We start from the raw sequence: 25240 nt of genomic DNA on the forward strand, positions 1-25240 counted from the left end.
ACGGAGTGCTCCACATGACCGATTTCACCCCTGACGCCGTGCTCGACGCCACCGGCCTGAACTGTCCCGAGCCGGTGATGATGCTGCATCAATACGTGCGCGACCTGGGCGCCGGCGGCCTGCTCAAGGTCATCGCCACCGATCCTTCCACCCGCCGCGACATTCCCAAGTTCTGCGTGTTCCTCGGGCACGAACTGGTGCAGCAGGAAGAAGAGGGCGGCACCTACCTTTACTGGATTCGCAAGAAGCTCGACTGAGCCATAGCTGTTACACCCCTGTTTCCTCCGGTGACGCCCGCACCGGCAGTGTGCATGGAATGGGTGCAAGCCTTTTGGCTGCATCCTTTACCGGGCGGTCTCTCTCCTGGGTTCTCTGTATCCGGCATACAGGTTGCTAGCGAAACGCTATCACCCTGGGCGGCTGCAGAAACGTTTGCGCCCAAGGGTACCCCTATGCGCAGGAGTGAGTCATGAATCGTCTGTTGTCACCGGGTGCGCGTCTGTTGGGGCGTTTCGGCTTCGCGCGCAAGTTCCAGTTGCTGTTTTTGTTGTTCATGTTGCCGCTGCTGTTCAGTCTGGGGCTGATCGGCATGGATTACCGCGCCCGGCTGGCGGTGATCGCCGGCGAGCAGTCCGGGGTGCGCCAGTTGCGGGTGCTCGACGAGCTGGAACGCGAGCTGTCGGCCCAGCGCTATCGGGCCGCGCGCTGGAAAGCCGTGGATATCCTGCGCGAGCCGACCGCCGAGGCGCGCCAGTTGATGGGCGAGATCGATGCTGCGCTGCCGCGTATTGATCAATCGCTGAAAAACCTCAAGGTCGCTCTGGTCGACGAGAAGGCCGGCGCCGACGCCCTGGCCCGCTACGACACCCTGCAAGGCTCGGTGTCCGGCCTGGACAGCCAGTCCCTGCGCGGGATCGGCTGGTGGCCGGACGGCTACGAACGCTTCACCGCCAGCATCGGCCATCTGCAAGCCTTGCGCGAACAGATCGCCATGGACAGCGGGCTGATCCTCGACCCCTGGCTGGAAACCTACCTGTTGATGCAGCTCTCGACCCAGCAGGCGCCCGAACTGATCGAGCGCATCGGACGCATGGCGAGCATCGGCCAGACCTCGGTGGTTTCCGGCCAGTTCAGCCTGCAAAGCCGCCTGCAGATGCGCGATTTGCGCAGCCGTATCGGCGATGCCCGCGAGCAGATGGTCAAGACCGCCGCTGCCCTGCAAACCCGGCTGCCGCCCGAGCTGCAGGGCTGGAGCACACGCTACGAGGCGGGCATCAAGGCGCTCGATGCCGAACTGGCGGTGCTGGATGACGGCGTATTCGGTGGCGCGATCAAACTCAAGCCGGCCGACTTCGAAGCCAGCATCGGCCGCTTGCTGGACGACATGTCCGGCCTGCGTGGGCAGTCATTGCAGTCGCTGCATGAGCGGCTGGACTACTACCACGCCAAGTCCAATCGCGAGTTCATTCCGGTGGGCGCGACCATCGGCCTGTTGCTGCTGCTGGCGTTGTACCTGTTCGCCTGCCTGCAGGCTTCGATCCGCCGTAGTGCCAGTGGTATCACCACCCTGGCCGAGTCCTTGCGCGACGGCAACCTGTGCGTCGAAGTCTCGGTGCAGGGGCGCGACGAGCTGGCGGCGATCAGCCAGGCGCTGAACGTCGCCGTGGTGCAATTGCGTGCCAGCCTGCTCGGGGTCAACCACGAAACCCGGCAACTGGGCTCGGCGGTACAGACCCTGAACGTCCAGGCCAACGGCACCTTGCAGGATGTCGAGCGCCAGCAACAGCAGATCAGCCAGATCGCTGCGGCTGCCACGCAACTGGCGGCCACTTCCCAGGAAGTCGCCAGAAGCTGCGAGCACGCCTCCGACAGCGCCCGGCAGACCCGGCGCATCGCCGAAGACAGCAGCCGGGACAGCCAGCGCACCACCGACAGCATCCAGCAGCTCAATCGCCGCCTGACCGATACCGCCGAGGCGCTGGGGCGGGTCAGCGAGCAGGGGCAGCAGATCCAGTCGGTGGTGGATGCCATTCGCGGCATTGCCGAGCAGACCAACCTGCTGGCGCTCAACGCCGCCATCGAGGCAGCGCGGGCCGGCGAGCAGGGGCGCGGGTTCGCAGTGGTGGCCGATGAGGTGCGCAGCCTGTCCCAGCGCACCCAGGCCTCCACGGCGCAGATCGCCGGCACGGTGGACAGTTTGCGCGCCACCGTGACCCAGGCGGTCAGCCTGATGGAATTGGCCTGTGGCCAGGCCGTGCAGGACGCGCAGTCGGTGACCGGGCTGGGCGAACGCCTGGGGCAGATCGCCGGGGCGGTGCAGGGCGTCACCGATACCCTGGCGCAGATCCTCACGGCGGTCGAGGAACAAACCGGCACCGCCGATGAAGTCAGTGGCAGCATCCAGCAGGTCGACCAGGCCGCCGGACGTTTGCTGGACGGAGCGCGGGCGGTGAACCAGGCCGCGGACACCCTCAGCCAGGGCAGCCGCGCGCTCAACGACAACACGGCGCGCTTCAACCTGGGATAAGCACGCTCCTTTGAGGGGCCGGTGCAGACAGCGCTTGGTCATTGTCCTGTGCAGCCCCTACACTGCAGCCCCTCACAGGAGTCCCGCCCATGCTGATCGTTGCCGACGAAAACATCCCCCTGCTCGATGCCTTCTTTGCCGGTTTCGGCGAGATCCGGCGTTATCCGGGGCGGGCCATCGACCGTGACTGCGTGCGCGATGCCGACGTGCTGCTGGTGCGTTCGGTAACCCGGGTCGACCGCGCCTTGCTGGAAGGCAGCCAGGTGCGCTTCGTCGGCACCTGCACCATTGGCACCGATCACCTGGACCTCGGCTATTTCGCCGAGGCCGGCATTCACTGGTCCAGTGCGCCGGGCTGCAACGCCCGCGGGGTGGTCGACTACGTGCTGGGCAGCCTGCTGACCCTGGCCGAGCTGGACGGCGCCGACCTGTCGCGGCGGACCTATGGCGTGGTCGGCGCCGGCCAGGTCGGTGGCCGCCTGATCCAGGTGCTGCGCGGCCTGGGCTGGAAGGTGCTGGTCTGCGATCCGCCACGGCAGGCGGCCGAGGGCGGGGATTACGTGGCGCTGGAGCGGATCCTGGCCGAGTGCGATGTGATCAGCCTGCACACCCCTCTGACCCGCGCCGGCGAGCAGCCGACCTGGCATCTGTTCGATCGCCAGCGCCTGGCCCGGCTGCGCCCGGGCGCCTGGCTGATCAACGCCGCCCGTGGCCCGGTGATCGACAACAGCGCCCTGCGCGAGCTGCTGCTGGAACGCGAAGACGTGCTGGCGGTACTGGATGTCTGGGAGGAGGAACCGCTTGTGGATGTGGAGCTGGCCGACCTCTGCGTGATCGCCACCCCGCATATCGCCGGCTACAGCCTCGACGGCAAGCAGCGTGGTACCGCGCAGATCTACCAGGCGTATTGCGCCTGGCGCGGCGAGCCGGAGCAGGTGCGGCTTGCCGACCTGCTGCCCGCTCCCTGGCTGGCCCGGGTCGAGCTGCAGGCCGATACCGACCCGGCCTGGGCCCTGGCGACGCTGTGCCGCGCGGTGTATGACCCGCGCCGGGACGACGCGGATTTTCGCCGTAGCCTGGGCAATGACCCGGTGGCGCAGAAGCTGGCGTTCGATCTGTTGCGCAAGGGCTATCCGGTGCGGCGCGAGATCGAAGGATTGAAGGTTCGGGCCGAAGGGCAGGAGGTTCGGAAGGTGGCGGCGGCGCTGGGGTGTGTGGTCGAAGGCTGATCGGTTTGCCGGCCCTCAGGGCCTCATCGCGGGTAAACCCGCTCCCACAGGGGGGCGGGCAATAAAAAACCCGGCACCAGGGCCGGGTTTCGAATAGGCGAGGGTCTCAGCCCTTCTTCACCGGGTTGACCCGGCTGTTGTCCAGCTCGCGGCAGGCCTGCTGGATCATCTGTTCGGTGATCGGGATCTCGCGGCCTTGCGCGTCGATGACCGAGCCGAATGCCGGCACAGGCTGGGCCGGGCGTTGTTGCGTGTTGCTGCTTTGCTGCAAGCTCATTTCCTGTCTCCTCCTCAGGGTGGCTAAGCCCAGATTAATCACGCGTGATGACCAGGCTGTGACAACTCCTTTTCGCTGTCTCATCATGCGAACCGACAGTCCAACAGAAAGTTCCTTCGAGAACCAGCGCTACTTTAGACCGATAGGGTCTAAGGTGCTTCCCGACTCGTTGTAATCAGCCACGGCAGCCGTCCATATGTTCAATCCGCTTTCTTCCCGCCAGCGCCGGGCCCTGCACCTGGCCTGGCGCTTCGTGCGTCCGTACCGCCGGCAGGCGCTGCTCGCCCTGCTGGCCCTGGTGGTCACCGCCGGCATTACCTTGTCGATGGGGCAGGGCATCCGCCTGTTGGTGGACCAGGGCTTCGTAACCCGCTCGCCCGACTTGCTGGGCCAGTCCATCGCCTTGTTCATGGCCCTGGTGCTGGCCCTGGCGGTGGGCACCTTCAGCCGTTTCTACCTGGTCTCCTGGATCGGCGAGCGGGTGGTGGCCGATATCCGTCGGCAGGTGTTCGATCATCTGCTTGACCTGCATCCCGGCTTTTTCGAGCACAACCGCAGCTCGGAGATCCAGTCGCGGCTGACTGCCGATACCACGTTGCTGCAATCGGTGATCGGTTCGTCGCTGTCGCTGTTCCTGCGCAATGTGCTGATGGTGCTGGGCGGCATCATCCTGTTGTTCGTCACCAATCCGAAGCTCACCAGTATCGTGGTCCTGGCCCTGCCGCTGGTGCTGGCGCCGATCCTGGTGTTCGGCCGGCGCGTACGCAGCCTGTCGCGGCAAAGCCAGGACCGCATTGCCGATGTCGGCAGCTACGTCGCCGAGACCCTCGGCCAGATCAAGACGGTACAGGCCTATAACCACCAGGCGCAGGACCGCCAGCGCTTCGGCGAAACCGTCGAGGCGGCCTTCGCCACGGCGCGCAAGCGCATTGTCCAGCGCGCCTGGCTGATTACCCTGGTGATCGTCCTGGTGCTCGGGGCGGTGGGCGTGATGCTGTGGGTCGGTGGCATGGACGTGATCGCCGGGCGCATCTCCGGTGGCGACCTGGCGGCCTTCGTTTTCTACAGCCTGATCGTCGGCAGTGCCTTCGGCACCGTCAGCGAAGTGATCGGCGAACTGCAACGTGCTGCCGGTGCGGCCGAGAGGATCGCCGAACTGCTCGCGGCTCGCAGCGAGATCCTTGCGCCGGTCGACGGTGGGGTAAGGCTGCCCGAGCGGGTTCGCGGCGAACTGCAGTTGCAAGGCGTGCGCTTCGCCTATCCGACGCGCCCCGATCGTCCGGCCATCGACGGACTGGACCTGCGCATCGAGCCCGGACAGACCCTCGCCCTGGTCGGGCCGTCGGGGGCGGGCAAGTCGACCCTGTTCGACCTGCTGCTGCGCTTCCACGACCCGCAGGAGGGTCGCATTCTCCTCGACGGCCAGCCCCTGACCACGCTTGATCCCCAGGATCTGCGCCGCCATTTCGCCCTGGTGGCGCAGAACCCTGCGCTGTTCTTCGGCACGGTCGAGGACAACATCCGCTACGGCCGTGCCGATGCCAGCTTCGCCCAGGTCGAGGCCGCCGCCCGCAGTGCCCACGCCCATGAGTTCATCCTGCAATTGCCCGACGGCTACCAGACGCACCTGGGCGACGCCGGCCTCGGCCTCTCCGGCGGTCAGCGCCAGCGCCTGGCAATTGCCCGGGCCTTGCTGGTGGACGCGCCCATCCTGCTGCTCGACGAAGCTACCAGCGCCCTCGATGCGCAGAGCGAACACCTGATCCAGCAAGCGCTGCCAAACCTGATGGCAGGACGTACCACACTGGTCATCGCTCACCGCCTGGCCACGGTGCAGCACGCCGACCGCATCGCGGTGATCGATGGGGGAAAAATGGTAGCGATTGGCAGCCATCGGCAATTGATCGCGGAAAACCCGCTGTATGCCCGGCTGGCAGCGTTGCAGTTCGGTTCGCAGTAGAAGGGGCTTACGCCAGATAAAGGGGGAAATCCGCCACTCTGCCGTTATAGAGCGACGAATGATGGCGGAAACCCGCCAGATAAACCGCCTAATATGGGGTGCGACCATGCGCCTCGCCTATTGGCCGTTGGTCGCGGGTAAGTTGGCCCGCTTCGTGCTTTGTGAGGCGCCGGCGCGGGCCAAGTCCCCGCTTTACAAGACCATGGGCTGCCAGTGCAGCCACGGCATCAGACCGCACCCCGCTTCCAGATACCCCAGCCACCACCGAGTGAGCACAACGATAAAACCAGGGCGTGCACCCGGGCGCGGCGGTCCAGCCAACACCTTCACTTCAATTGGATGAATTATGAAAAAAGTCCTTTTGGCGCTCCTGTGCCTGAGCGTCATTGGTTGCTCCAAGCCCAGTGAACCGGAAAAGACCGTCGACGTGCTGCTGATCGGTGGCGGCATCATGAGCGCCAGCCTCGGCACCTACCTGCACGAGCTGCAACCTGACTGGTCGATCAATATCTACGAGCGCATGGACCAGGTTGCCGAAGAAAGCTCCAACGCCTGGAACAACGCCGGTACCGGCCACTCCGCCTTCTGCGAGCTGAACTACACCAGCGAAGCCGCCGACGGCAGCATGGATATCAGCAAGGCCGTGGGCATCAACGAGCAGTTCGAGATCTCCAAGCAGTTCTGGTCCTACCAGGTCGAGCAGAAGGTCCTGAACAACCCGGGCTCGTTCATCAACAACGTGCCGCACATGAGCTTCGTCTGGGGCGACAAGAACGTCGAGTTCCTGCGCAAGCGCCACGCCGCCCTGCAGCACAGCTCGCTGTTCCGCGGCATGGAGTACTCCGAGGACCATGCGCAGATCGCCAAGTGGGTGCCGATCGTCATGGAAGGCCGTGCTGCCGACCAGAAAGTCGCCGCAACCCGCATGAGCATCGGTACCGACGTCAACTTCGGCGAGATCACCCGCCAGCTGGTGGGCTCGCTGACCAAGAGCGACAAGGTCAGCCTGAACCTGCGTCACGAAGTCCGCGACATCAAGCGCAACGCCGACAACACCTGGACCGTCGTGGTCGCCGACCTCGCCAACAAGGGCGTGGAAACCAGCGTCAAGGCGAAGTTCGTGTTCATCGGTGCCGGTGGTGGCGCCCTGAAATTGCTGCAGAAATCCGGCATTCCGGAAGCTGACGGCTACGCCGGGTTCCCGGTGGGCGGCCAGTTCCTGATGACCGACAACCAGGACATCGTCTCCCGGCACAAGGCCAAGCTGTATGGCAAGGCGTCGGTTGGCGCGCCACCGATGTCGGTGCCGCACCTCGACACGCGCATCATCGATGGCAAGGAAGTGCTGCTGTTTGGCCCGTTCGCGACCTTCTCCACCAAGTTCCTGAAAAACGGTTCGCTGCTGGACATGTTCGCTGCGCTGAACACCCATAACATCATGCCGATGACCCACGCCGGCATCGACAACATCGACCTGAGCACCTACCTGATGGGTCAGTTGATGCTCAGCTTCGACGACCGCATGGCCGCGCTGCGCGAATACTTCCCGAACGCGAAGAACGAAGACTGGAAACTGCTGCAGGCCGGCCAGCGCGTGCAGATCATCAAGAAGGATGCGGTGCATGGCGGCATCCTGCAGTTCGGTACTGAGGTGGTGGCCTCCGAGGATGGCTCGATCGCCGCGCTGCTGGGTGCCTCGCCAGGTGCCTCGACCGCTGCGCCGATCATGCTGACCGTGCTGGAAAAAACCTTCAAGGACCGCATCAAGAGCCCCGAGTGGCAGGCCAAGCTGAAGGAAATCGTGCCGACCTATGGTCAGAAGCTGAACAACAACCTCGAGCTGACCAACAAGACCCGCGAGTGGACCAGCTCGCGCCTGGGCCTGACCTTCGTTCCGGTATTGCCGGAAGAGCAGCCGGTGGCTGTTCAATAAGACTGTTCGAGGGGCAAGGGTCTTCTTTGCCCCTTCTGGCCTCATCGCTGGCAAGCCAGCTCCCACACCCTGTGGGAGCTGGCTTGCCAGCGATAGCGCCGGACCAGTCAACCCAATAGGGGACAAGCACGAAAAAGCCCGCACTAGGCGGGCTTTTTCGTGAGCGATTGGTCGGAGAGACAGGATTCGAACCTGCGGCCTTCTCGTCCCGAACGAGACGCGCTACCTGGCTGCGCTACACTCCGATGAAGAAAATTCTACTCAAAAATTTCGCTTCGACAAGCCCCCGTTTCGTATGGAATGGGGGCTTTTTTACGAAGGCGCTTACAGCTCTTTCACGGTGCGAATCTGGTCCTTGTTGACCCGGGTACGCTTGCCGTCCAGTTGCTCGATTTCGTAGAAGCCCGAATCGTCATCGTATTTCGGGGTATCGACGGCCTGGATCTCACGACCGTCGTTGAGGGTGATCACGGTAGGTGTCGAGCAACCGGCCAGGGCGCCAATGCCAAGAGCGAGCAGGAAGGCGGGAAGGGTCCGTTTGATCATGGGTAAATCTCCAGTTAAGTGGGGCCGTATAGTTCGTTAAGACGCAAACAGTTACAGCAAGTTCAGTACGAAGTTGCGGCCAGTGCCTGATCGCCGTATTGACCGGCAGCAATGCCATGCCGGGTTGCTCGCGCGGGGCAACCCTGCCCTGTGATATAACACCGGCCATTCCCTGGATCTACGGACTTATGCCATGAAAGCCAAGGCCGACGCGCCCTTCGTGCCGCTCAACATCGCCGTGCTGACCGTCAGCGACACCCGCACCTTCGAAACCGATACCTCCGGCCAGGTCTTCGTCGACCGCCTCACCGAGGCCGGGCACCACCTTGCCGAACGGGTGCTGCTCAAGGACGACCTGTACAAGATCCGCGCCCGGGTCGCTGCCTGGATTGCCGACGACAGCGTGCAGGTGGTGCTGATCACCGGCGGCACCGGCTTCACCGGGCGCGACAGTACCCCGGAAGCCGTGAGCTGCCTGCTGGACAAGCAGGTCGACGGTTTCGGCGAGCTGTTCCGGCAGATTTCCGTGGCCGATATCGGCACCTCCACCATTCAGTCCCGCGCCTTGGCCGGCCTGGCCAACGGCACCCTGGTCTGCTGCCTGCCGGGCTCGACCAATGCGGTGCGCACCGGCTGGGACGGTATCCTCGCCGAGCAACTGGACAATCGCCACCGGCCGTGCAATTTCGTACCGCACCTGAAGCAGGCCGCGCCCTGCGAAAGCCGTGGCTGAGGCGCCGGCGGCACGGCCGCTGATGCCGGTGGAGGCGGCTCTCCAGCGCTTGCTGGAACTGGCCGCGGCGGCGCCGATCCGTGATGTCGAAGAGGTCACCCTGGCCGATGCCGAAGGTCGGGTGCTGGCAGCGGACCTGCACGCGTCCATCGACCTGCCGCCATGGCCGAACAGCGCCATGGACGGATACGCCCTGCGTATCGCCGACTGGACCGGCGAGCCGCTGCCGGTCAGCCAGCGGATCTTCGCCGGGCATGCACCACAGCCGTTGCAGCCCGGCACCTGCGCGCGGATCTTCACCGGCGCGCCGGTACCGGAAGGTGCCGACTGCGTTGAAATGCAGGAGAACGCCGAAGTCCTGGCTGACCAGCGCGTACGTTTCACCGAGGGCTTGAGCCTCGGTCAGAATATCCGCCCGCAAGGCCAGGAAACCCGTGCCGGGGAGCTGGTGCTGGCAACAGGCACGCGCCTGGGGCCGATCGAACTGGGGCTGGCGGCGACCCTCGGTCATGCCTCGCTCAGCGTGGTGCGCCGGGTCAGGGTGGCGGTGCTGTCCACCGGTGACGAACTGGTCGAGCCGGGGCTGCCGCTGGGCCCAGGGCAGATCTACAACAGCAACCGTCGCCTGCTGTGCAGCTGGCTGCAACGCCTGGGCTGCGAGGTGGTGGATGCCGGGATCCTGCCCGATAACCTCGAGCAGACCCGCCTGCGTCTCGGCGAGCTGGGGGCTGTGGACCTGATTCTTTCCACCGGCGGTGTATCGGTGGGCGAGGCGGATTATCTCGGCATCGTCCTTCGCGAGGCCGGCGAACTGGCGTTGTGGAAACTGGCGATCAAGCCGGGCAAGCCGCTGACCGTGGGTCAGTACAACGGCGTGCCGGTGATCGGCCTGCCCGGAAACCCCGCCTCGACCCTGGTCACCTTCGGCCTGCTGACCCGTCCCTATCTGCTGCGCCGGCAAGGCGTGCAGGATGTCCAACCGTTGCAGTTCGCCGTGCCGGCCGGGTTCGACTGGCCGAAGGCGGGCAATCGCCGCGAGTACCTGCGCGCCCGGCTGGAGCAGGGCCAGGCAAGGATCTACCGTAACCAGAGTTCCGGGGTGCTACGCAGCGCGGCCTGGGCCGAGGGACTGGTGGAGGTGCTGGAGGGCAGCACTCCACGGCAGGGCGATATCGTCCAGTTCATTCCCTTGAGTGAATTGCTCGGTTGAAGGGTCTCTAGCGGTCCTAGGCAGGCCCAGCACTCGCGCTTGGCAGGGCATCGGGAAGATCGCCGGCCCCGACCGGCCGACTCAGCAGGCGCTGATGCACGCCCTCCAGTTGCATCACCGCCACACTCCAGTCATGCCGCTCGCGCACGAAGGCTCGCCCGGCCTGCGAGAGCTGGCGCATTCGCTGTGGCTGGTTCAACAGCCGGGTCAGGGTCAGCGCCAGGTCGCCCGCGTCTTCGGCGCCGAGGTAATGCTCGCCGCATTTGACCTCGAGCCCCGAAACGCCCGACGGCGTCGTCACCACCGGCAATCCCGCCGCCATGGCCTCCAGCAGCTTCACCTTGCATCCGCCACCCTGGCGCAATGGCGCGAAGAACACCGCCGAGAGGCGCTGCAGTTCGCGTAGATCGGGCAGGTACCCGACCCATTCGATGCGTGGATCATTCCAGTGCAGCCGCCACTGCTCCGGCAGGGCATGGCCGACTATCGCCAGGCGCACCGCCGGATTGCCTTGCCAGACCTGCGGCATGATTTCTTCCAGTGCCCATTCGATGGCCTGGCGATTGGCACAGTGTTCGAAATTGCCGACGAACAACAGGCGCTGGCTATGCGGCGCGAAATCGATGTGCTGGTAATGCGCGCAATCCACGCCATTGACCACGACCTCCACCGGCTTGCCGCCCAGGCGGCTGAGTGCGTCGGCGTCGCACGGGCTTACTGCGATCACCTTGCTGGCCTGTGCCAGCACTCGTGTTTCCCAGCGCCGATAGCGCCAGCCGTCGAAGCTGTTGAAGGGGCGCAGCCACAGGGGCAAAAGGTCCTGGCAGGCGGCGCCCCTGCGCCATTCCACCTGATGCTCGCTGACCACGAACGGCAACCCGCTGGACTGCAGCGCCCGTTCGAATGGCTGGAAGCTGTAGCTGTGTTCGATCTGGATCACGTCCCAGTGCTCCTGCAGCAGTTGCTCGAAGCGATGACGCAGGTGCGGGGCCAGGCCGTTGATGCAGGCGCGCATCGGATAGCCGGCGGACACGGCTGCCAGCACGTTCAGCGGGCTTCGCAGGGGGCGCCGCGGCAGCACGATCAGGCGCTCGAGCAAGGGCTCCAGCGCCTCTCGCGTTCTGTCGCACAGCGGGACCCGGGATTGCGTCAGCAGGGTAATGCGATGACCCCGCAGCGCCATGCCGCGCAGCAGATGAAATTGCCGGGACTTGCTGCCGCTGGTGATTGGCCAAGGCAGGTAAGGCAGTGTCCAGAGTACGCGCATGGCACTTCCTCGCGACCTATGCTGGTGAATGTCAATAAAATGGCTTTTTTTCGCGGCTTGATTTTTTTGCCAATTATTTGTCGAAGCATGGTCGCGGTCGCAGGATTTTTCCATGCCGCTCGTAAGACAGCTCAACTTTTCCTGTAGCGCGATGGTCCAGATAGCAGATGAGAATCCGCCGGGGAGGGCGATCCATGAGCGAGCGCAAGGCACTGCTGGTCCTGCATGGCAAGCAGGCAATGAATGACGATGTACGTGCGGCGGTTGCGGGCATGCGCGAGCGTGGCTGGCAGCTGGACGTGCGACTGACCTGGGAAGGTGGTGATGCCGGACGGCTGGTGAACGAAGCGCTGGAGGCCGGCTACCCGCAACTGATCGCCGGCGGTGGTGATGGCACCCTGCGCGATGTCAGCCACGCCATGGTCAAGGCCGGCGCCTCGGCCAGCCTGGCCTTGCTGCCGTTGGGCACTGCCAATGACTTTGCCCATGCCGCCGGTATTCCGCTGGAGCCTGCGGCGGCGCTGGAGCTTCTGGAGATCGAGGCGCGCCCGGTTGACCTGGGCGAAGTCGATGGCGAGGTGTTCCTCAATATGGGCACTGGCGGCTTCGGCAGCCAGGTCACCGCGCAGACCTCGGAAGATTTGAAAAAGGTACTCGGCGCGGCAGCCTATCTGTTTACCGGGCTGTCCCGCTTCACCGAACTGGGAGCGGCGTCGGTCAGCCTGCAAGGGCCGGATTTCCATTGGCAGGGCGACCTGCTGGCACTGGGCATCGGCAATGGTCGCCAGGCCGGTGGCGGGCATGTGCTGTGTCCGGAGGCGGTGGTGGACGATGGGTTGCTCGATATCAGCATCCTGCCGGCGCCCCAGGAAGTGGTCGGCACCCTGCGCGACCTGCTCGCCGGCGGACTGGGGCTGGACAGCATGTTCGTCCGTGCGCGCCTGCCGTGGGTGGAGGTCAAGGGCTCGCAGGGGCTGGATATCAACCTCGACGGTGAGCCCTTGCAAGGCGACAGCCTGCGCTTTCGCGTCTTGCCCAAGGCGCTGCGCCTGCATTTGCCGGCGAACTCGCCTTTGCTCAGTCGTCGAGGCTGATGATCTGCTCGCGCACGGCAAACAGCACCAGGCCCGCCACGTCGTAGATATGCAGGCGTTTCATGATCTGCGAGCGGTGGGTTTCGACGGTTTTCACGCTCAGGCCCAGGCCATTGGCGATTTCCCGGGTGGACTTGCCGCGCACGATCAGGCGCAGGATCTCCAGCTGGCGGGCGGTGAGATTGTGGTTGTCCATGGGCTCGGGTTTCTGCCCGCGCAGCAGGGCCTGGTTGATCACGGTATGGGCGATGGCCGGGCTCAGGTAGCGCTCGTCATTGCGCAGCGCCGCCAGGGCCTGCTCCAGCTCGGTGGCCGTGGTGTCCTTGAGCAGGTAGCCGTGGGCACCGCTTTCCAGGGCCTGCATGATCAGGTGCGGATCGGTGTGCATGGACAGGATCAGCACCTTGCAATGCATGCCTTCGGCATGCAATTGGCTCAAGGCATCCAGTCCGCCCATGGCCCGCATCGACAGGTCGAGCAGGACGATGTCCGGCGCGAGCTCGCGCACCAGTTCCACCAGCTGGCTGCCGTCGCAGGCCTCGCCCACCACGGTATAGCCGGGGATGTCGGAGACCAAGGCGCGCACGCCGGCGCGGATCAGGGAGTGGTCGTCAACCAACAGCAATTTACAGGTCATGAAGTCTTACTTGAGTTGGCGCGCTCGCGCGTGCGGGGAGGCCAGGGGAACAGCGCGTCTATGCGCGTGCCCTTGCCAGGATCGCTATGTACCGTGAGGCTGCCGTTGAGCAGTTGCGCACGTTCGGCCATGCCGGCCATGCCGCACTGGCCCTCGCTCCCGGGGTCGGACGAGGGCCGGAAACCCTGGCCATCATCACTGATCGACAGCGACAGCCCTTCGGGCTGGCGCTGGAACCGTACGATCAGGTTATCCGCCCGGGCGTGGCGCAACACGTTGGTCACCGCTTCCTGGGTGATACGGAAGGCGGCCATGGCCATGTCCTCCGGAATGCCATCCAGGCGGCTCCTGCATTCCAGGCTCCAGCGCAGGTCGGTATTTTCCAGGGTGCGCGTCAAGTGCGCGCGCAGGCTGGCTTCCAGCCCCAGACTGTTGAGCTGGCGTGGCGCAAGGCTGGTGGCAAGGTTGCGCACATTTGCCAGGGTGTCGTCCAGGGTGCTGCGCAGCGTGCTGCAGTGCTGCTCGAGCGGTTGTGGAATGCGCCGTTGCAGCCACTCGGCCTGGAGCTTGGCCGCGGTGAGCGATTGGCCGATGTCGTCGTGCAGTTCGCGGCTCAGGCGCTGGCGCTCGCCTTCCTGGACCTTGAGCAGACGGTCGGCCAGTTCCTGGGGAGACATCATCAGGCTGTGCTTGCGCCAATGGCCTGCCCACAGGACCGCCACAAGGCAAAGGGCCTGCAGCAGGACCACGAACACCGGCAGGGGTGCGGCGTTCAGGTGGCAGGCCAGTCCGGCCGCCAGCGAGGCCAGGCTCGCCAGCACTGCGGCCCGGTGCAGCAGGACCGCGCCGCGCGGACAGCGGGTGAACGTCTTGAGGCTTGAGTACACGGGAAATGAAGCCATTGAAAGATCACTTTTCAAAGCCAGTCCGGGGTGATTGAAAGGCTTTTAAGCAAGACCTTCAACAACTTTTATCATCATGTTGCAACAAGGCGGCCTGGCACTTTTCCAGTGCGTTGAAAGCGCCATGTTCCAGCATGGCCAACAGTCGGCTACCGGCTCGGGCGGCGCATGTTAACACCTTGGACGCAATTGGTCGTCGGGTCTGTTAATGGGCCGATGAGTCAGGTTTTACGGGCTGGTACGGTCGTTCCGTCGAGGTCGCGATTCTAGCACTTTGCCACTACTGTTGGCGAACCCAAACTTCCCTGAAAGCGTGCATCTGCTGTTTCCGTAGTGATGGAATTTAATGGAAAGAGGCGGCTTAGTTGCTGCTTAGTGCAATGCCGAATCACAGCGATATGCATGTCGGATATGTTTTCGACACGGCTTAGTTGAACTTTGATTGTACGCGCTGATTGTGCCGGGGCCGTGCCAGAGGGGTTGGCACGGTACGGGGGCTGTTCAGGCGGTCTGCACGGGTGTGCGCAGGATGTTTTCCAGGCTGTCCAGCAGTTCCCGTTGTTCCTCGGCATCCAGGTTAAGCGTGCCGCTGTACGGGTCGATCAGTTCGACTTGCCAGGCCAGCAGGCACAGGCAGGCTTCAAGGATGCCCAATGCTGGCCCATGCAGGCGGTTGCGATATTCGACGGGTTCGAGCAATGCAACCAGCGCCGCGCAAAAGTCGGCAATCTCCAACAGCCCGACGCTGCGCGCCCTGTCCCTAAGGGAAGCCAGGGTATGGATCAGGCAATGGCTGGCATCGGCATCCTCGCCGATCTGGTGAAAATGCTGCAGGCATTCCTGGCCACGGCTTAGCAGCAGATGGGCCTCACCCAGGAAATCCTGGACGGCGCTCATATCCGGCGTGTCGTTCAGCATCGGTCCGCTCCCCCCGAATACGAACGCAAGGCCCCAAGGCAGACGGACGAACGGTCAGGAACGGAGGCTGGCCACAGCAGTTTGTTAGCGAACACAGGCCTGACTCCATTCATGCATTGAGAATGGCGTCACATTAATGGCTAACGGATATCACGAATATCAGGTCCAACCCGATTGTTGATAAGGGTTTCCCTGATGAGGTTTTCCGGGGTTGACCCGGTTGCGGGACAGCGCATGAAAGGCTGTGGGCAAAGTAAAGCATGATGCTAAAGTGACATCAATGCCCCCGAGTGCTTTTTCTGCAAGGGGTCAAGCCAAGCCGCATACGGCCGATATAAAGCCGATGCTTTTTACTTTTGCGACAAGCCTGGGGGATTCAATGGCTGGCATTCTCGACACGGTAGACCAACGCACACAGCTGGTAGGCGAGAACCGCCTGGAAATCCTGATGTTCCGCCTCGCGGGCCGGCAATTGTTCGCGATCAACGTCTTCAAGGTGCAGGAAGTCCTGCAACTGCCGAAGCTTACCCTGATGCCACAGCGCCATAGCTACGTGTGCGGTGTGGTCAACCTGCGCGGCCAGACCCTGCCGGTGATCGACCTGTCCCAGGCGATCGGCATGCGCCCGCTCGAGCCGGGGCCGAACAGTACCATCATCGTCACCGAGTACAACCGCTCCGTGCAGGCGTTCCTGGTCGGTGGCGTCGATCGCATCGTCAACATGAACTGGGAAGCCATCATGCCGCCGCCGACCAGCGCCGGTCGCCAGCATTACCTGACTGCCATCAGCAAGGTCGATGAGCAACTGGTCGAGATCATCGATGTAGAGAAGGTCCTGGCGGAAATCGTTCCGTACAACGCCAAGGTGTCCCGGGACAAGCTGGAAGATCCACTGCTGCAGCGCGCCAGGGGACGGGAAATCCTCCTGGTGGACGACTCCACCGTGGCCCTGGCGCAACTACGGGAAACCCTGTCGCAGCTAGGGGCCAGGCTGCATGTGGCCAGCGATGGCCTGAAGGCGTTGAAGATGCTCAAGGGCTGGGCGGATGCCGGTGAAGACGTCTGCGAGAAGTTGCTGATGGTCTTCACCGACGCGGAGATGCCGGAAATGGACGGCTACCGCCTGACCACCGAGATCCGCAGCGATGCGCGCCTGCGCGGGTTGTACGTGGTGCTGCACACTTCGCTCTCGGGCAGTTTCAACGAATCGATGGTGAAAAAAGTGGGTTGCGACAATTTCCTCTCCAAATTCCAGCCTGATCGCCTGGTGGAAGTGGTGCGCCAGCGCCTGCAACTGGACGAAGCCACCGCGTGATGTCGCACCCGGTGTAAGCTGCTCTTTTTTTCCAGGGGAGCATGGCCGATGCATCTGAGTGCGCTTTATCGTTATCCGCTCAAGTCGGGGCGGCCCGAAGCCTTGCAGCGCTCGCCCTCGGGCCTGCTTGGCCTGGCAGGCGATCGTCGCTGGATGCTGGTGGACGCCGGCAACAACCGCTTCCTGACCCAGCGGGCCTTCCCGCAGATGAGCCAGCTGTCGGCGTTGTATGCCGCCGACGGCGGCCTGCTGCTGGATGCGCCCGGTTTTGCGTCCCTGCATGTTGCCGTGCCCCCGCCGGATGAAGCCTTGCGCGGCGTGACCATCTGGCGTGACACCCTGATGGTGCCGGATGCCGGGGAGGCGGCCGCCGAGTGGCTGAGCGGGTTCATGGGGCGTGCGGTGCGCCTGGTGCACGTGCCGGAGCAGCGCACCCGTTATCTGCCCTCGGGCTATGGCGAGAACAGTGACCGGGTGGCGTTCGCCGATGGTTTTCCGCTGCTGCTGATTGGCCAGGCGTCGCTCGACGATCTCAACCGCAAGATCGGGCGGCCCATGGAAATGCTGCGGTTCCGGCCGAACCTGGTGATCGCAGGCGCCGAGCCTTTCGCCGAGGACGGCTGGAAACGGATTCGTATCGGCCAGCAGACATTCCGCGTGGTCAAGCCCTGCGGGCGCTGCATTCTGACCACCATCGACCCCGCCACCGGCGAGCGCAGCGCCGACCGCGAGCCTTTCGCAACCTTGATGAACTATCGGCAGAAGGAAGGGGAGGCCATGTTCGGGCAGAACCTGGTGGCCGACGGGGAGAGTGTGCTGGAGGTGGGGATGGAAGTAGAGGTTCTGGAGTAAACAGAACTTCGGAGCACCGCGTACCCTGTGGGAGCGGGTTCACCCGCGATTGCGGTAGTGAATTCACAATAGCAATCGCGGGTGAGCCCGCTCCCACAGGGGCTGCGCTGGCCTACTCACTGATCATCGAAATACCGCTCATGCCAATCCACCAACGGCTGTGGTGAGTTGAGCTTCTGCCCGTAGATCACCGCATAAGACAGCACGTTCTGTACGTACTGGCGGGTTTCATCGAAGGGAATCGATTCGACCCATACGTCGAAACTCAGGTGATCCGCGCCGCGCAGCCATTGCCGTACCCGGCCAGGCCCGGCGTTGTACGCCGCCGAAGCCAGCACCCGGTTGCCGTTGAACTGCCCGTGGACCTGGCTCAGGTAGGCCGCGCCCAGCTGGATATTCTTGTCCGGATCCAGCACCTGGCTGGGCGAGGCCAGCGGAATGCTGAACTTGCGCGCGGTCTCCTTGGCCGTCGCCGGCATCAATTGCATCAGCCCGCTGGCGCCGACGCTGGAGCGAGCGTCATCCATGAAGGCACTTTCCTGGCGGGTAATCGCGAATACCCAGCTCGAATGCAGGCCGCGAACCTTGGCCTCGCGTACCAGGGTGTCGCGGTGGGCCATCGGGAAGCGGATATCCAGGTCATCCCAGTATTGCGCCTGGCTGATGGTGCGGATGGCCGGGAAGTACCAGCGCAGGTCGTAGGCGATACGCGCCTGGGCGACCATCTCGTCGCGATTGAAGTGGCGGCTGACGTGGTACCACTCGCGGCGGCCGTTGACGATCTCGCCGCGTGCGTGGAACTCAAGGGCGCGCCGGATGCCCGGGGTGTTGCGCACCTTGTTCATCAATTGCTGGCTGATCACCAGCGGTTTGTTGTTCAGCTGATAGGGCGTTTGCGCACGGTCGGCAGCGAGGAACCCATAGAAATCACGTTCACGCGCAACGGTCTTGTACAGCAGCGGAATCTGCGGATTCTGCGGCTGCGCCAGTTCCAGGCTGCGCGCCTGCCAATAGCGCCAGCGGTTGCTGCTGGCAAGGTCCTGGGGCAGGCGCTTGCTCAGTTCATAGGCCTCTTCCCAGCGACCGAGGCGCAGCAGCAGGCGCATGCGCCATTCGCTGACGGTGTTGTCGCGCAGTTGCGGGTCGTAGCGGGTCATCAGGTCCAGCGCCCGCGGGTCGTAGCGACGGGCCAGGGTCAGGCCGATCTCGCGGGCGATGGCAACTTTCTCTTCTGCCGAGAAGTGCATGCGGTTGGCGTAGTCGTCGAGCAGCGCCATGGCCCGGTCCGGATCCTGGCGGGCCAGGCGACGCAGGCCGAGGCTGACCACGTCGGACATGGCTTCGTTGGCCGGGGTGAAGCGCGACGGCTGGTTGAGCAGTTCCGGCTTCTGTGCGACATCGATCAGCAGTCGACCTTCGTTGCCAAGGGTCGGCAGGGTTTTTACCAGGTTGTTGGCCAGCGCGTAGTTGCGAGCCTGTGCGGCCAGCTTGGTGCGCAGCCAGCGTTTCTGTTCGGTGAGCTGGCCTTCTGCGGCCCAGCGTTCGAACAAGGCGTCGCAGGCGGCCGGCTGCGACTTGCCCACGGCCCAGAGTTTGTCGGCGGTGGCATAGCCTTCGGCGCGCAGGCCGTGGGCCAGTTGGTACTGGCCATTGAGGCAGTCCAGTTCGGTGAAATTCAGTTTCGGGTCGTAGTACTTGACGAAGGGCTGCCAGTCGCCGCGCTCGGCCAGCCAGCGCAGCCAGCGCAATTTCATCCAGTTGGCCTGGGGCAGGTCGCCGTTTTTCGCCAGGAACGCTTCGATCTCGGCGTTGCTTGCGGTTTTCAGGCGCGCAGTCAGCTCGTCATAGGCGAGGTAGGGTTCCAGCGGATAGTCCTGCAACGCAGCGGCGTAGCGCTGGTACGGGCCTTTGTCGCCCTTGGCCAGGGCGCGCTTGGCTTCGTCGTACATCTGGCGTTGTTGGGCAAGATCGGCGGCTTGCGCGATGCCGGCCACCGAGGCGGAAAGAAGCAGGCAGGAAACGAGGTTGAGCAGGCGGCGCATGAGACTTCCAGGCAGTTGACCAAAACGAGTGGCGGCGTCGCCAGCACTGTGGGTTCACAGGCCTTAGCTTAGCTGTTTGCCAGCCGTCGATGAAAGCATTGTGCTTGCATCCGGACGTAATGGCGCGCCGCCCGGCGGATACCGGTGCAGGCTGTGTCGGACGGTCAAGTCGGGTAGAATGCGCGCCCGCTTTATGGAGAAGAACATGACCCTGCTCAAATTCAGCGATGTGTCCCTCGCTTTTGGCACCATGCCCTTGCTGGACAAGGTGTCCTGGCAGATCGCCCGTGGTGAGCGGGTCTGCATCATCGGCCGCAACGGCACCGGCAAGTCGAGTATGCTGCGCCTGGTCAAGGACGAGCAGAAGCCCGACGACGGTGAAATCTGGCGCGCCCCCGGCCTGAAGATCGGCGAGTTGCCCCAGGAATTGCCGGTGGCCGACGACCGCACCGTGTTCGACGTGGTCGCCGAGGGCCTGCAAGGTGTCGGCGCACTGCTTGCCGAATACCATCATCTGAGCCAGAACATCCACAGCGATGCCGACCTGGAAAAGCTCATGCATGTCCAGCAGGACCTCGAGGCCCGTGATGGCTGGCGCCTGCAACAGCTGGTGGACAGCACCCTGAGCCGCCTGCAGTTGCCGGCCGACAAGACCCTCGCCGAGCTCTCCGGTGGCTGGCGCCGTCGCGTGCTGCTGGCCCAGGCCCTGGTCTCGGAGCCGGACCTGCTGCTGCTCGACGAACCGACCAACCACCTGGATATCGGTGCCATCGCTTGGCTGGAAGACGCCTTGAGCAGCTTCCCCGGCGCCGTGCTGTTCATCACCCACGACCGTTCCTTCCTGCAGAACCTGGCCACCCGTATCCTCGAACTGGACCGCGGCGGCCTGATCGACTGGAACGGCGACTACGCCAGCTTCCTGGTGCACAAGGAAGCGGCGCTGGCCGCCGAGGAAACCGCCAACGCGCTGTTCGACAAGCGCCTGGCCCAGGAGGAAGTGTGGATTCGCCAGGGCATCAAGGCCCGGCGTACCCGTAACGAAGGTCGTGTGCGCGCACTGAAGGCCCTGCGCGTGGAGCGCAGCGAGCGTCGCGAGCGCCAGGGCAAGGCGAACATTCAGATCGAATCTGCGGAAAAGTCCGGCAAGCAGGTGATGGTGCTGGAGAACGTCAGCTTCGCCCACCCGGGTGGCCCGACCCTGGTCAAGGATTTCTCCATGGTCCTGCAGCGCGAGGACCGTATCGGCCTGCTCGGCGCCAACGGTACCGGCAAGACCACCCTGCTCAAGCTGATGCTGGGCGATCTGCAGCCGACCAGCGGCAAGGTCGAGGCGGGCACCCGTATCGAGGTCGCGTACTTCGACCAGCTGCGCAACCAGCTGGAACTGGAAAAGACCGTGATCGACAACCTGGCCGAAGGCCGGGACTTCATCGAGATCGATGGCCAGAGCCGCCATGTGCTCAGCTACCTGGGCGACTTCCTGTTCAGCCCGCAGCGTGCGCGCACCCCGGTCAAGGCATTGTCCGGAGGCGAGCGCGCGCGGTTGCTGCTGGCCAAGCTGTTCAGCAAGCCGGCCAACCTGCTGGTCCTCGACGAACCGACCAACGACCTCGACGTGGAAACCCTCGAACTGCTGGAAGAAGTGCTGTCCGGCTACAAGGGCACTGTGCTGATGGTCAGCCATGACCGGGCCTTCCTCGACAACGTGGTGACCAGCACGCTGGTCTTCGAAGGCGAGGGGCGGGTGCGTGAGTACGTCGGTGGTTACCAGGACTGGATCCGTCAGGGCGGCTCGCCACGTCTGCTGGGGGTGAGCGAAAGCAAGTCGGGCAAATCCGAGCTGAACAGCGCAGTGGTTGCGGCGCCGGTGGCCGAGGCTGCGCCGGTCGCTGCCGCTGCGGCGCCGGAAGCGAAGAAGAAACTCAGCTACAAGCTGCAACGCGAGCTGGAGGCCCTGCCCGGGCAGATCGACGAACTGGAAGAGAAGATCGCTGCGGTGCAGCAGGAAATCTCCGACCCGGGCTTCTACCAGAAGCCGATCGACCACACCGCCAAGGTGCTGGCCAGCCTGGAGAGCATGCAGGCGGAGCTGGATGTGTTGGTGGAGCGTTGGGCAGAGCTGGATAGCTAATAAAGGAATGGGGCCGCAAAGCGGCCCCAAACCTGTCAGTCGGCTTTCTTCTGCAAGCGAACCGCCAGTACATCGCACGGCGCACCATGCAGCACGTCGTTGGCAGTCGAGCCGAGCAGCAAGGCCAGGCCGTGGCGGCCATGGCTGCCGACCACGATCAGGTCGCAACGCTGGTCCTTGGCCAGTTGGTGGATTTCCTGGCGGGGTTGGCCATAGGTCAGGTGCGAGTCGCCGCGATTGATCTCCGGATACTTGTTGAACAGGCGATCCATGCGCTCCTTGGCCTGGTCGAACTGCTGCTGTTGCAGTTGCGACAGGTCCATCGGCACGTCGCCGCCAAAGGCCATGGCCATCGGCTCGACGATATGCACCAGCGACACCTTGGCATTGCTCGGGCCGGCCAGCTCGCGGGCGCGCTTGATGACCGGATCGCATTCTTCGGTCAGGTCGACGGCAACCAGAATGTGTTCGTAGGGCATGAGAGGTACTCCTGACAATCGTAATAAAGAAAGTATGGCCCGTTTCAGGCTGATCGCATCCAGCTGCGGCTAACCCGCTCATCGGTAACGTGTTGATAGGAATAACAGATATGACGGTCTGGGTAGTTGTGTCAATCCTCGCGCTGATTCTCAGCCCCCTGGCCTGGCTGCTGCCGTCCCGGCGCATGAGCGGGCGCATGGCGTTGCGCCTGGAGGCGCGGCGCATGGGCATGAACATGCAACTGGCGCCACAGACCTGGCCGCACTGGCTGCCGCACGAGCCGCCGGCGACCTGCGCGCAATACCACCGGGCGCGGCGCAAGGGCAGTGCGGATACCTGGAGCTACTGGCAGACCGAGCCGGGTGTCTGGCTTGACCAGTGGCGTGAGCCCTGCGTTGACGAGCGCGTGCTGGAGCAGCTCAAGCGCTTGCCGGCCAGTGTCTACAAAGCCGAGGCTGGCACGCAGATGATCGCCCTGTGCTGGGGCGAGCGCGAGGACGCTGCTGTATTGCAGGATGTTGCTCAGGTGCTGCAAAACCTGGCATGAAAAAAGCCCGCCCGGGCATCCGGGCGGGCTGCGTTACGCTGCTGAAAAAAAGGCCAGGCAGGCCGGGAGGTATTTCAGTAGTTCGCAGTGTAGTGGGCAATTCATCTTCGCGCGCGGCAAATTCCCTTCTTTTTTCTCCTCTACTCCTGTTTACCCCGCTGGATCGATTTCCGGCCACGGGCGTCTATCGCTTACGTGAATGATCGCCGATCACCGTCATGCGCTGTTGCTCAAAAGCCGTACAGAACTGACTGCAAGGTCGCTTTTTGCCAGTGCTTTTGGGGGTTTGACAAAGATCATCTTTTCGTTGAATGTGTGCACACCCCAATCAAACGGGCGTATGAATTGAGCGTTTGTATTGTAAGAAAGCTCGTACAGAATCCCGACTATCACGCTGCCGGTCAGGTCTGAAACAGAACAAAAGCGGTCAGCGTGTACAGTTCAGCTTCCATATCGTGGAGATCAGTTGATGATTTACGAAGGTAAAGCCATCACGGTTAAGGCTCTTGAAAGCGGCATCGTCGAACTGAAGTTCGACCTCAAGGGTGAGTCCGTCAACAAATTCAACCGTCTTACCCTGAACGAACTGCGTCAGGCGGTGGATACCATCAAGGCCGACGCTTCGATCAAGGGCGTGATTGTCAGCAGTGGCAAGGACGTGTTCATCGTCGGTGCCGACATCACCGAATTCGTCGACAACTTCAAGCTGCCCGAGGCCGAGCTGATCGCCGGCAACCTGGAAGCCAACCGCATCTTCAGCGACTTCGAAGACCTCGAGGTGCCGACCGTCGTCGCCATCAACGGCATCGCCCTGGGTGGCGGTCTGGAGATGTGCCTGGCGGCCGACTTCCGCGTGATGTCCACCACTGCCAAGATCGGCCTGCCTGAAGTCAAGCTGGGTATCTACCCGGGCTTCGGCGGTACCGTGCGCCTGCCGCGCCTGATCGGCGCCGACAACGCGGTCGAGTGGATCGCCTCCGGCAAGGAAAACCGCGCCGAAGACGCCCTGAAAGTGGGCGCGGTCGATGCCGTGGTCGCTCCTGAGAAACTCGGCGAAGCGGCCCTGGACCTGATCAAACGTGCCATCAGCGGCGAGTTCGATCACAAGGCCAAGCGCCAGCCGAAGCTGGAAAAGCTCAAGCTCAACGCCATCGAACAGATGATGGCCTTCGAAACCGCCAAGGGCTTCGTCGCTGGCCAGGCCGGCCCGAACTACCCGGCGCCGGTCGAAGCGATCAAGACCATCCAGAAGGCCGCCAACTTCGGTCGCGACAAGGCCATCGAAGTGGAAGCCGCCGGCTTTGCCAAGTTGGCCAGGACCTCGGTAGCCGAAAGCCTGATCGGTCTGTTCCTCAATGACCAGGAACTCAAGCGCAAGGCCAAGGCCCATGACGAGATCGCCCACGACGTGAAGCAGGCAGCCGTGCTCGGCGCCGGCATCATGGGCGGCGGCATCGCCTACCAGTCCGCGGTCAAGGGCACGCCGATCCTGATGAAGGACATCCGCGAGGAAGCCATCCAGCTCGGCCTGAACGAAGCGTCCAAGCTGCTCGGCAAGCGTGTCGAGAAAGGCCGCCTGACGCCTGCCAAAATGGCCGAGGCCCTGAACGCGATTCGTCCGACCCTGTCCTACGGCGACTTCGCCAATGTCGACATCGTCGTCGAAGCCGTGGTCGAGAACCCCAAGGTCAAGCAAGCGGTGCTGGCCGAGGTTGAAGCCCAGGTCAAGGACGATGCGATCCTTGCCTCGAACACCTCGACCATCTCCATCAACCTGCTGGCCAAGGCACTCAAGCGCCCGGAAAACTTCGTTGGCATGCACTTCTTCAACCCGGTGCACATGATGCCGCTGGTGGAAGTGATCCGTGGCGAGAAGTCCAGCGAAGTGGCGGTGGCTACCACCGTTGCCTACGCCAAGAAGATGGGCAAGAACCCGATCGTGGTCAACGACTGCCCGGGCTTCCTGGTCAACCGCGTGCTGTTCCCGTACTTCGGCGGCTTCGCCAAGCTGGTCAGCGCCGGCGTCGACTTCGTACGCATCGACAAGGTCATGGAAAAGTTCGGCTGGCCGATGGGCCCGGCGTACCTGATGGACGTGGTCGGCATCGACACCGGTCACCATGGTCGCGACGTGATGGCTGAAGGCTTCCCGGACCGCATGAAGGACGATCGTCGCTCTGCCGTCGACGCTCTGTACGAGGCCAACCGCCTCGGCCAGAAGAACGGCAAGGGCTTCTACGCCTACGAAACCGACAAGCGCGGCAAGCCGAAGAAGGTCGCCGATGCTTCGGTGCTGGAAGTGCTCAAGCCGGTGGTCTACGAGCAGCGCGAGGTCAGCGACGAGGACATCATCAACTGGATGATGGTCCCGCTTTGCCTGGAAACCGTGCGCTGCCTTGAAGACGGCATCGTCGAGACCGCAGCCGAGGCCGACATGGGCCTGGTCTACGGCATCGGTTTCCCTCCCTTCCGCGGCGGCGCGCTGCGCTACATCGACTCCATCGGTGTAGCCGAGTTCGTGGCCCTGGCAGACAAGTACGCCGATCTGGGCCCGCTGTACCACCCCACCGCGAAGCTGCGTGAAATGGCCAAGAACGGCCAGCGCTTCTTCGGTTAAGCGCCCAACGGTATAGAGCGAGA

General features: G+C 63.7%; 21 protein-coding genes and 1 tRNA gene. 13 read left to right on the plus strand and 9 right to left on the minus strand.

The window, feature by feature from the left end; all coding sequences use genetic code 11:
* Nucleotides 1–14: 14 nt before the first annotated feature.
* The 3 genes from tusA (at nt 15) to pdxB (ending at nt 3756) form a co-directional block, all read left to right on the plus strand.
* Complete coding sequence (gene tusA / locus ACPFMA_RS08755) at nt 15–257, plus strand: sulfurtransferase TusA (protein WP_009404574.1); 243 nt, start codon at nt 15–17, stop codon at nt 255–257.
* A gap of 1127 nt (nt 258–1384) precedes the next feature.
* Entirely contained in the window at nt 1385–2527 is a 1143-nt protein-coding gene (locus tag ACPFMA_RS08760; RefSeq protein ID WP_376699746.1) for a methyl-accepting chemotaxis protein, read from the plus strand.
* Nucleotides 2528–2616: 89 nt separating this feature from the next.
* The gene (pdxB, locus tag ACPFMA_RS08765; RefSeq protein WP_425929997.1) at nt 2617–3756 is read left to right on the plus strand and encodes a 4-phosphoerythronate dehydrogenase PdxB; all 1140 of its coding nucleotides are present in this window, start codon (nt 2617–2619) and stop codon (nt 3754–3756) included.
* A 106-nt stretch (nt 3757–3862) separates the two neighbouring features.
* Here the strand turns inward: pdxB and ACPFMA_RS08770 are convergent, their stop codons facing one another.
* On the minus strand, nt 3863–4033 hold the full coding sequence (locus tag ACPFMA_RS08770; RefSeq protein WP_009404578.1) for a PA1571 family protein: 171 nt from the start codon (nt 4031–4033) through the stop codon (nt 3863–3865).
* Nucleotides 4034–4229: 196 nt separating this feature from the next.
* Here ACPFMA_RS08770 and ACPFMA_RS08775 point away from each other — a divergent pair, with 196 nt between their 5' ends.
* A complete protein-coding gene (locus tag ACPFMA_RS08775) occupies nt 4230–5993 on the plus strand; it encodes an ABC transporter transmembrane domain-containing protein (RefSeq protein ID WP_420059386.1) in 1764 nt (587 codons plus the stop codon).
* Between the two features lie 346 nt (nt 5994–6339).
* Nucleotides 6340–7926, plus strand: coding sequence for a malate:quinone oxidoreductase (locus ACPFMA_RS08780; protein WP_064303202.1), 1587 nt, complete (start codon nt 6340–6342; stop codon nt 7924–7926).
* Nucleotides 7927–8094: 168 nt separating this feature from the next.
* Here ACPFMA_RS08780 and ACPFMA_RS08785 read toward each other — a convergent pair.
* Together ACPFMA_RS08785 and ACPFMA_RS08790 are read right to left on the minus strand one after the other, a co-directional pair.
* A tRNA-Pro gene (locus tag ACPFMA_RS08785) sits at nt 8095–8171 on the minus strand.
* 79 nt (nt 8172–8250) lie between these two features.
* Nucleotides 8251–8472 (minus strand): YgdI/YgdR family lipoprotein, encoded by a 222-nt coding sequence (locus ACPFMA_RS08790; RefSeq protein WP_064303201.1) that lies wholly within the window; start codon nt 8470–8472, stop codon nt 8251–8253.
* Nucleotides 8473–8665: 193 nt separating this feature from the next.
* On the opposite strand from ACPFMA_RS08790, the gene moaB reads away from it, so the two are divergent.
* Both moaB and glp read left to right on the plus strand, forming a co-directional pair.
* Complete coding sequence (moaB, locus tag ACPFMA_RS08795) at nt 8666–9205, plus strand: molybdenum cofactor biosynthesis protein B (protein ID WP_009404586.1); 540 nt, start codon at nt 8666–8668, stop codon at nt 9203–9205.
* Nucleotides 9206–9227: 22 nt separating this feature from the next.
* Nucleotides 9228–10415: a gephyrin-like molybdotransferase Glp gene (glp, locus tag ACPFMA_RS08800; protein ID WP_425930583.1), complete on the plus strand. Its 1188-nt coding sequence runs from the start codon at nt 9228–9230 to the stop codon at nt 10413–10415.
* Nucleotides 10416–10431: 16 nt separating this feature from the next.
* Here the strand turns inward: glp and ACPFMA_RS08805 are convergent, their stop codons facing one another.
* On the minus strand, nt 10432–11682 hold the full coding sequence (locus tag ACPFMA_RS08805; RefSeq protein ID WP_425929998.1) for a glycosyltransferase family 4 protein: 1251 nt from the start codon (nt 11680–11682) through the stop codon (nt 10432–10434).
* A 194-nt stretch (nt 11683–11876) separates the two neighbouring features.
* Here ACPFMA_RS08805 and yegS point away from each other — a divergent pair, with 194 nt between their 5' ends.
* The gene (gene yegS / locus ACPFMA_RS08810) at nt 11877–12776 is read left to right on the plus strand and encodes a lipid kinase YegS (RefSeq protein WP_425929999.1); all 900 of its coding nucleotides are present in this window, start codon (nt 11877–11879) and stop codon (nt 12774–12776) included.
* Here yegS and ACPFMA_RS08815 read toward each other — a convergent pair.
* The 3 genes from ACPFMA_RS08815 to ACPFMA_RS08825 form a co-directional block, all read right to left on the minus strand.
* The gene (locus tag ACPFMA_RS08815; RefSeq protein WP_009404594.1) at nt 12760–13413 is read right to left on the minus strand and encodes a response regulator; all 654 of its coding nucleotides are present in this window, start codon (nt 13411–13413) and stop codon (nt 12760–12762) included. The genes yegS and ACPFMA_RS08815 overlap by 17 nt on opposite strands.
* Nucleotides 13410–14300 (minus strand): sensor histidine kinase, encoded by an 891-nt coding sequence (locus tag ACPFMA_RS08820; RefSeq protein ID WP_064303198.1) that lies wholly within the window; start codon nt 14298–14300, stop codon nt 13410–13412. The genes ACPFMA_RS08815 and ACPFMA_RS08820 overlap by 4 nt, the downstream gene beginning before the upstream one ends.
* A 516-nt stretch (nt 14301–14816) precedes the next feature.
* Nucleotides 14817–15233, minus strand: a complete 417-nt coding sequence (locus ACPFMA_RS08825) for a hypothetical protein (protein WP_064303197.1) — start codon at nt 15231–15233, stop codon at nt 14817–14819.
* 379 nt (nt 15234–15612) lie between these two features.
* Between ACPFMA_RS08825 and ACPFMA_RS08830 the strand changes: the two genes are divergently transcribed.
* Together ACPFMA_RS08830 and ACPFMA_RS08835 are read left to right on the plus strand one after the other, a co-directional pair.
* On the plus strand, nt 15613–16548 hold the full coding sequence (locus tag ACPFMA_RS08830) for a chemotaxis protein (protein ID WP_064303196.1): 936 nt from the start codon (nt 15613–15615) through the stop codon (nt 16546–16548).
* A gap of 48 nt (nt 16549–16596) precedes the next feature.
* A complete protein-coding gene (locus ACPFMA_RS08835) occupies nt 16597–17400 on the plus strand; it encodes an MOSC domain-containing protein (protein WP_425930000.1) in 804 nt (267 codons plus the stop codon).
* 116 nt (nt 17401–17516) lie between these two features.
* Here the strand turns inward: ACPFMA_RS08835 and ACPFMA_RS08840 are convergent, their stop codons facing one another.
* Nucleotides 17517–19442: a transglycosylase SLT domain-containing protein gene (locus tag ACPFMA_RS08840; protein WP_064303194.1), complete on the minus strand. Its 1926-nt coding sequence runs from the start codon at nt 19440–19442 to the stop codon at nt 17517–17519.
* A gap of 205 nt (nt 19443–19647) precedes the next feature.
* Here ACPFMA_RS08840 and ACPFMA_RS08845 point away from each other — a divergent pair, with 205 nt between their 5' ends.
* Nucleotides 19648–21573: an ATP-binding cassette domain-containing protein gene (locus ACPFMA_RS08845; RefSeq protein ID WP_064303193.1), complete on the plus strand. Its 1926-nt coding sequence runs from the start codon at nt 19648–19650 to the stop codon at nt 21571–21573.
* Nucleotides 21574–21608: 35 nt separating this feature from the next.
* Here ACPFMA_RS08845 and ACPFMA_RS08850 read toward each other — a convergent pair whose 3' ends face one another.
* On the minus strand, nt 21609–22052 hold the full coding sequence (locus tag ACPFMA_RS08850) for a universal stress protein (protein WP_009404606.1): 444 nt from the start codon (nt 22050–22052) through the stop codon (nt 21609–21611).
* Nucleotides 22053–22162: 110 nt separating this feature from the next.
* Here ACPFMA_RS08850 and ACPFMA_RS08855 point away from each other — a divergent pair, with 110 nt between their 5' ends.
* Both ACPFMA_RS08855 and fadB read left to right on the plus strand, forming a co-directional pair.
* On the plus strand, nt 22163–22600 hold the full coding sequence (locus ACPFMA_RS08855; RefSeq protein WP_009404608.1) for a hypothetical protein: 438 nt from the start codon (nt 22163–22165) through the stop codon (nt 22598–22600).
* A 469-nt stretch (nt 22601–23069) separates the two neighbouring features.
* A complete protein-coding gene (fadB, locus tag ACPFMA_RS08860; protein WP_064303192.1) occupies nt 23070–25217 on the plus strand; it encodes a fatty acid oxidation complex subunit alpha FadB in 2148 nt (715 codons plus the stop codon).
* Nucleotides 25218–25240 lie beyond the last annotated feature (23 nt).

Origin of the sequence: Pseudomonas sp. NyZ201, from assembly GCF_049860765.1 — a bacterium.
GTDB classification, from domain to species: Bacteria; Pseudomonadota; Gammaproteobacteria; order Pseudomonadales; family Pseudomonadaceae; genus Aquipseudomonas; species Aquipseudomonas bharatica.

Coding starts and splice junctions, on each gene's coding strand:
- tusA (WP_009404574.1), top strand. CDS start 15: ATGACCGATTTCACCCCTGACGCCGTGCTCGACGCCACCGGCCTGAAC.
- ACPFMA_RS08760 (WP_376699746.1), top strand. CDS start 1,385: ATGTCCGGCCTGCGTGGGCAGTCATTGCAGTCGCTGCATGAGCGGCTG.
- pdxB (WP_425929997.1), top strand. CDS start 2,617: ATGCTGATCGTTGCCGACGAAAACATCCCCCTGCTCGATGCCTTCTTT.
- ACPFMA_RS08770 (WP_009404578.1), bottom strand. CDS start 4,033: ATGAGCTTGCAGCAAAGCAGCAACACGCAACAACGCCCGGCCCAGCCT.
- ACPFMA_RS08775 (WP_420059386.1), top strand. CDS start 4,230: ATGTTCAATCCGCTTTCTTCCCGCCAGCGCCGGGCCCTGCACCTGGCC.
- ACPFMA_RS08780 (WP_064303202.1), top strand. CDS start 6,340: ATGAAAAAAGTCCTTTTGGCGCTCCTGTGCCTGAGCGTCATTGGTTGC.
- ACPFMA_RS08790 (WP_064303201.1), bottom strand. CDS start 8,472: ATGATCAAACGGACCCTTCCCGCCTTCCTGCTCGCTCTTGGCATTGGC.
- moaB (WP_009404586.1), top strand. CDS start 8,666: ATGAAAGCCAAGGCCGACGCGCCCTTCGTGCCGCTCAACATCGCCGTG.
- glp (WP_425930583.1), top strand. CDS start 9,228: ATGCCGGTGGAGGCGGCTCTCCAGCGCTTGCTGGAACTGGCCGCGGCG.
- ACPFMA_RS08805 (WP_425929998.1), bottom strand. CDS start 11,682: ATGCGCGTACTCTGGACACTGCCTTACCTGCCTTGGCCAATCACCAGC.
- yegS (WP_425929999.1), top strand. CDS start 11,877: ATGAGCGAGCGCAAGGCACTGCTGGTCCTGCATGGCAAGCAGGCAATG.
- ACPFMA_RS08815 (WP_009404594.1), bottom strand. CDS start 13,413: ATGACCTGTAAATTGCTGTTGGTTGACGACCACTCCCTGATCCGCGCC.
- ACPFMA_RS08825 (WP_064303197.1), bottom strand. CDS start 15,233: ATGCTGAACGACACGCCGGATATGAGCGCCGTCCAGGATTTCCTGGGT.
- ACPFMA_RS08830 (WP_064303196.1), top strand. CDS start 15,613: ATGGCTGGCATTCTCGACACGGTAGACCAACGCACACAGCTGGTAGGC.
- ACPFMA_RS08835 (WP_425930000.1), top strand. CDS start 16,597: ATGCATCTGAGTGCGCTTTATCGTTATCCGCTCAAGTCGGGGCGGCCC.
- ACPFMA_RS08840 (WP_064303194.1), bottom strand. CDS start 19,442: ATGCGCCGCCTGCTCAACCTCGTTTCCTGCCTGCTTCTTTCCGCCTCG.
- ACPFMA_RS08845 (WP_064303193.1), top strand. CDS start 19,648: ATGACCCTGCTCAAATTCAGCGATGTGTCCCTCGCTTTTGGCACCATG.
- ACPFMA_RS08850 (WP_009404606.1), bottom strand. CDS start 22,052: ATGCCCTACGAACACATTCTGGTTGCCGTCGACCTGACCGAAGAATGC.
- ACPFMA_RS08855 (WP_009404608.1), top strand. CDS start 22,163: ATGACGGTCTGGGTAGTTGTGTCAATCCTCGCGCTGATTCTCAGCCCC.
- fadB (WP_064303192.1), top strand. CDS start 23,070: ATGATTTACGAAGGTAAAGCCATCACGGTTAAGGCTCTTGAAAGCGGC.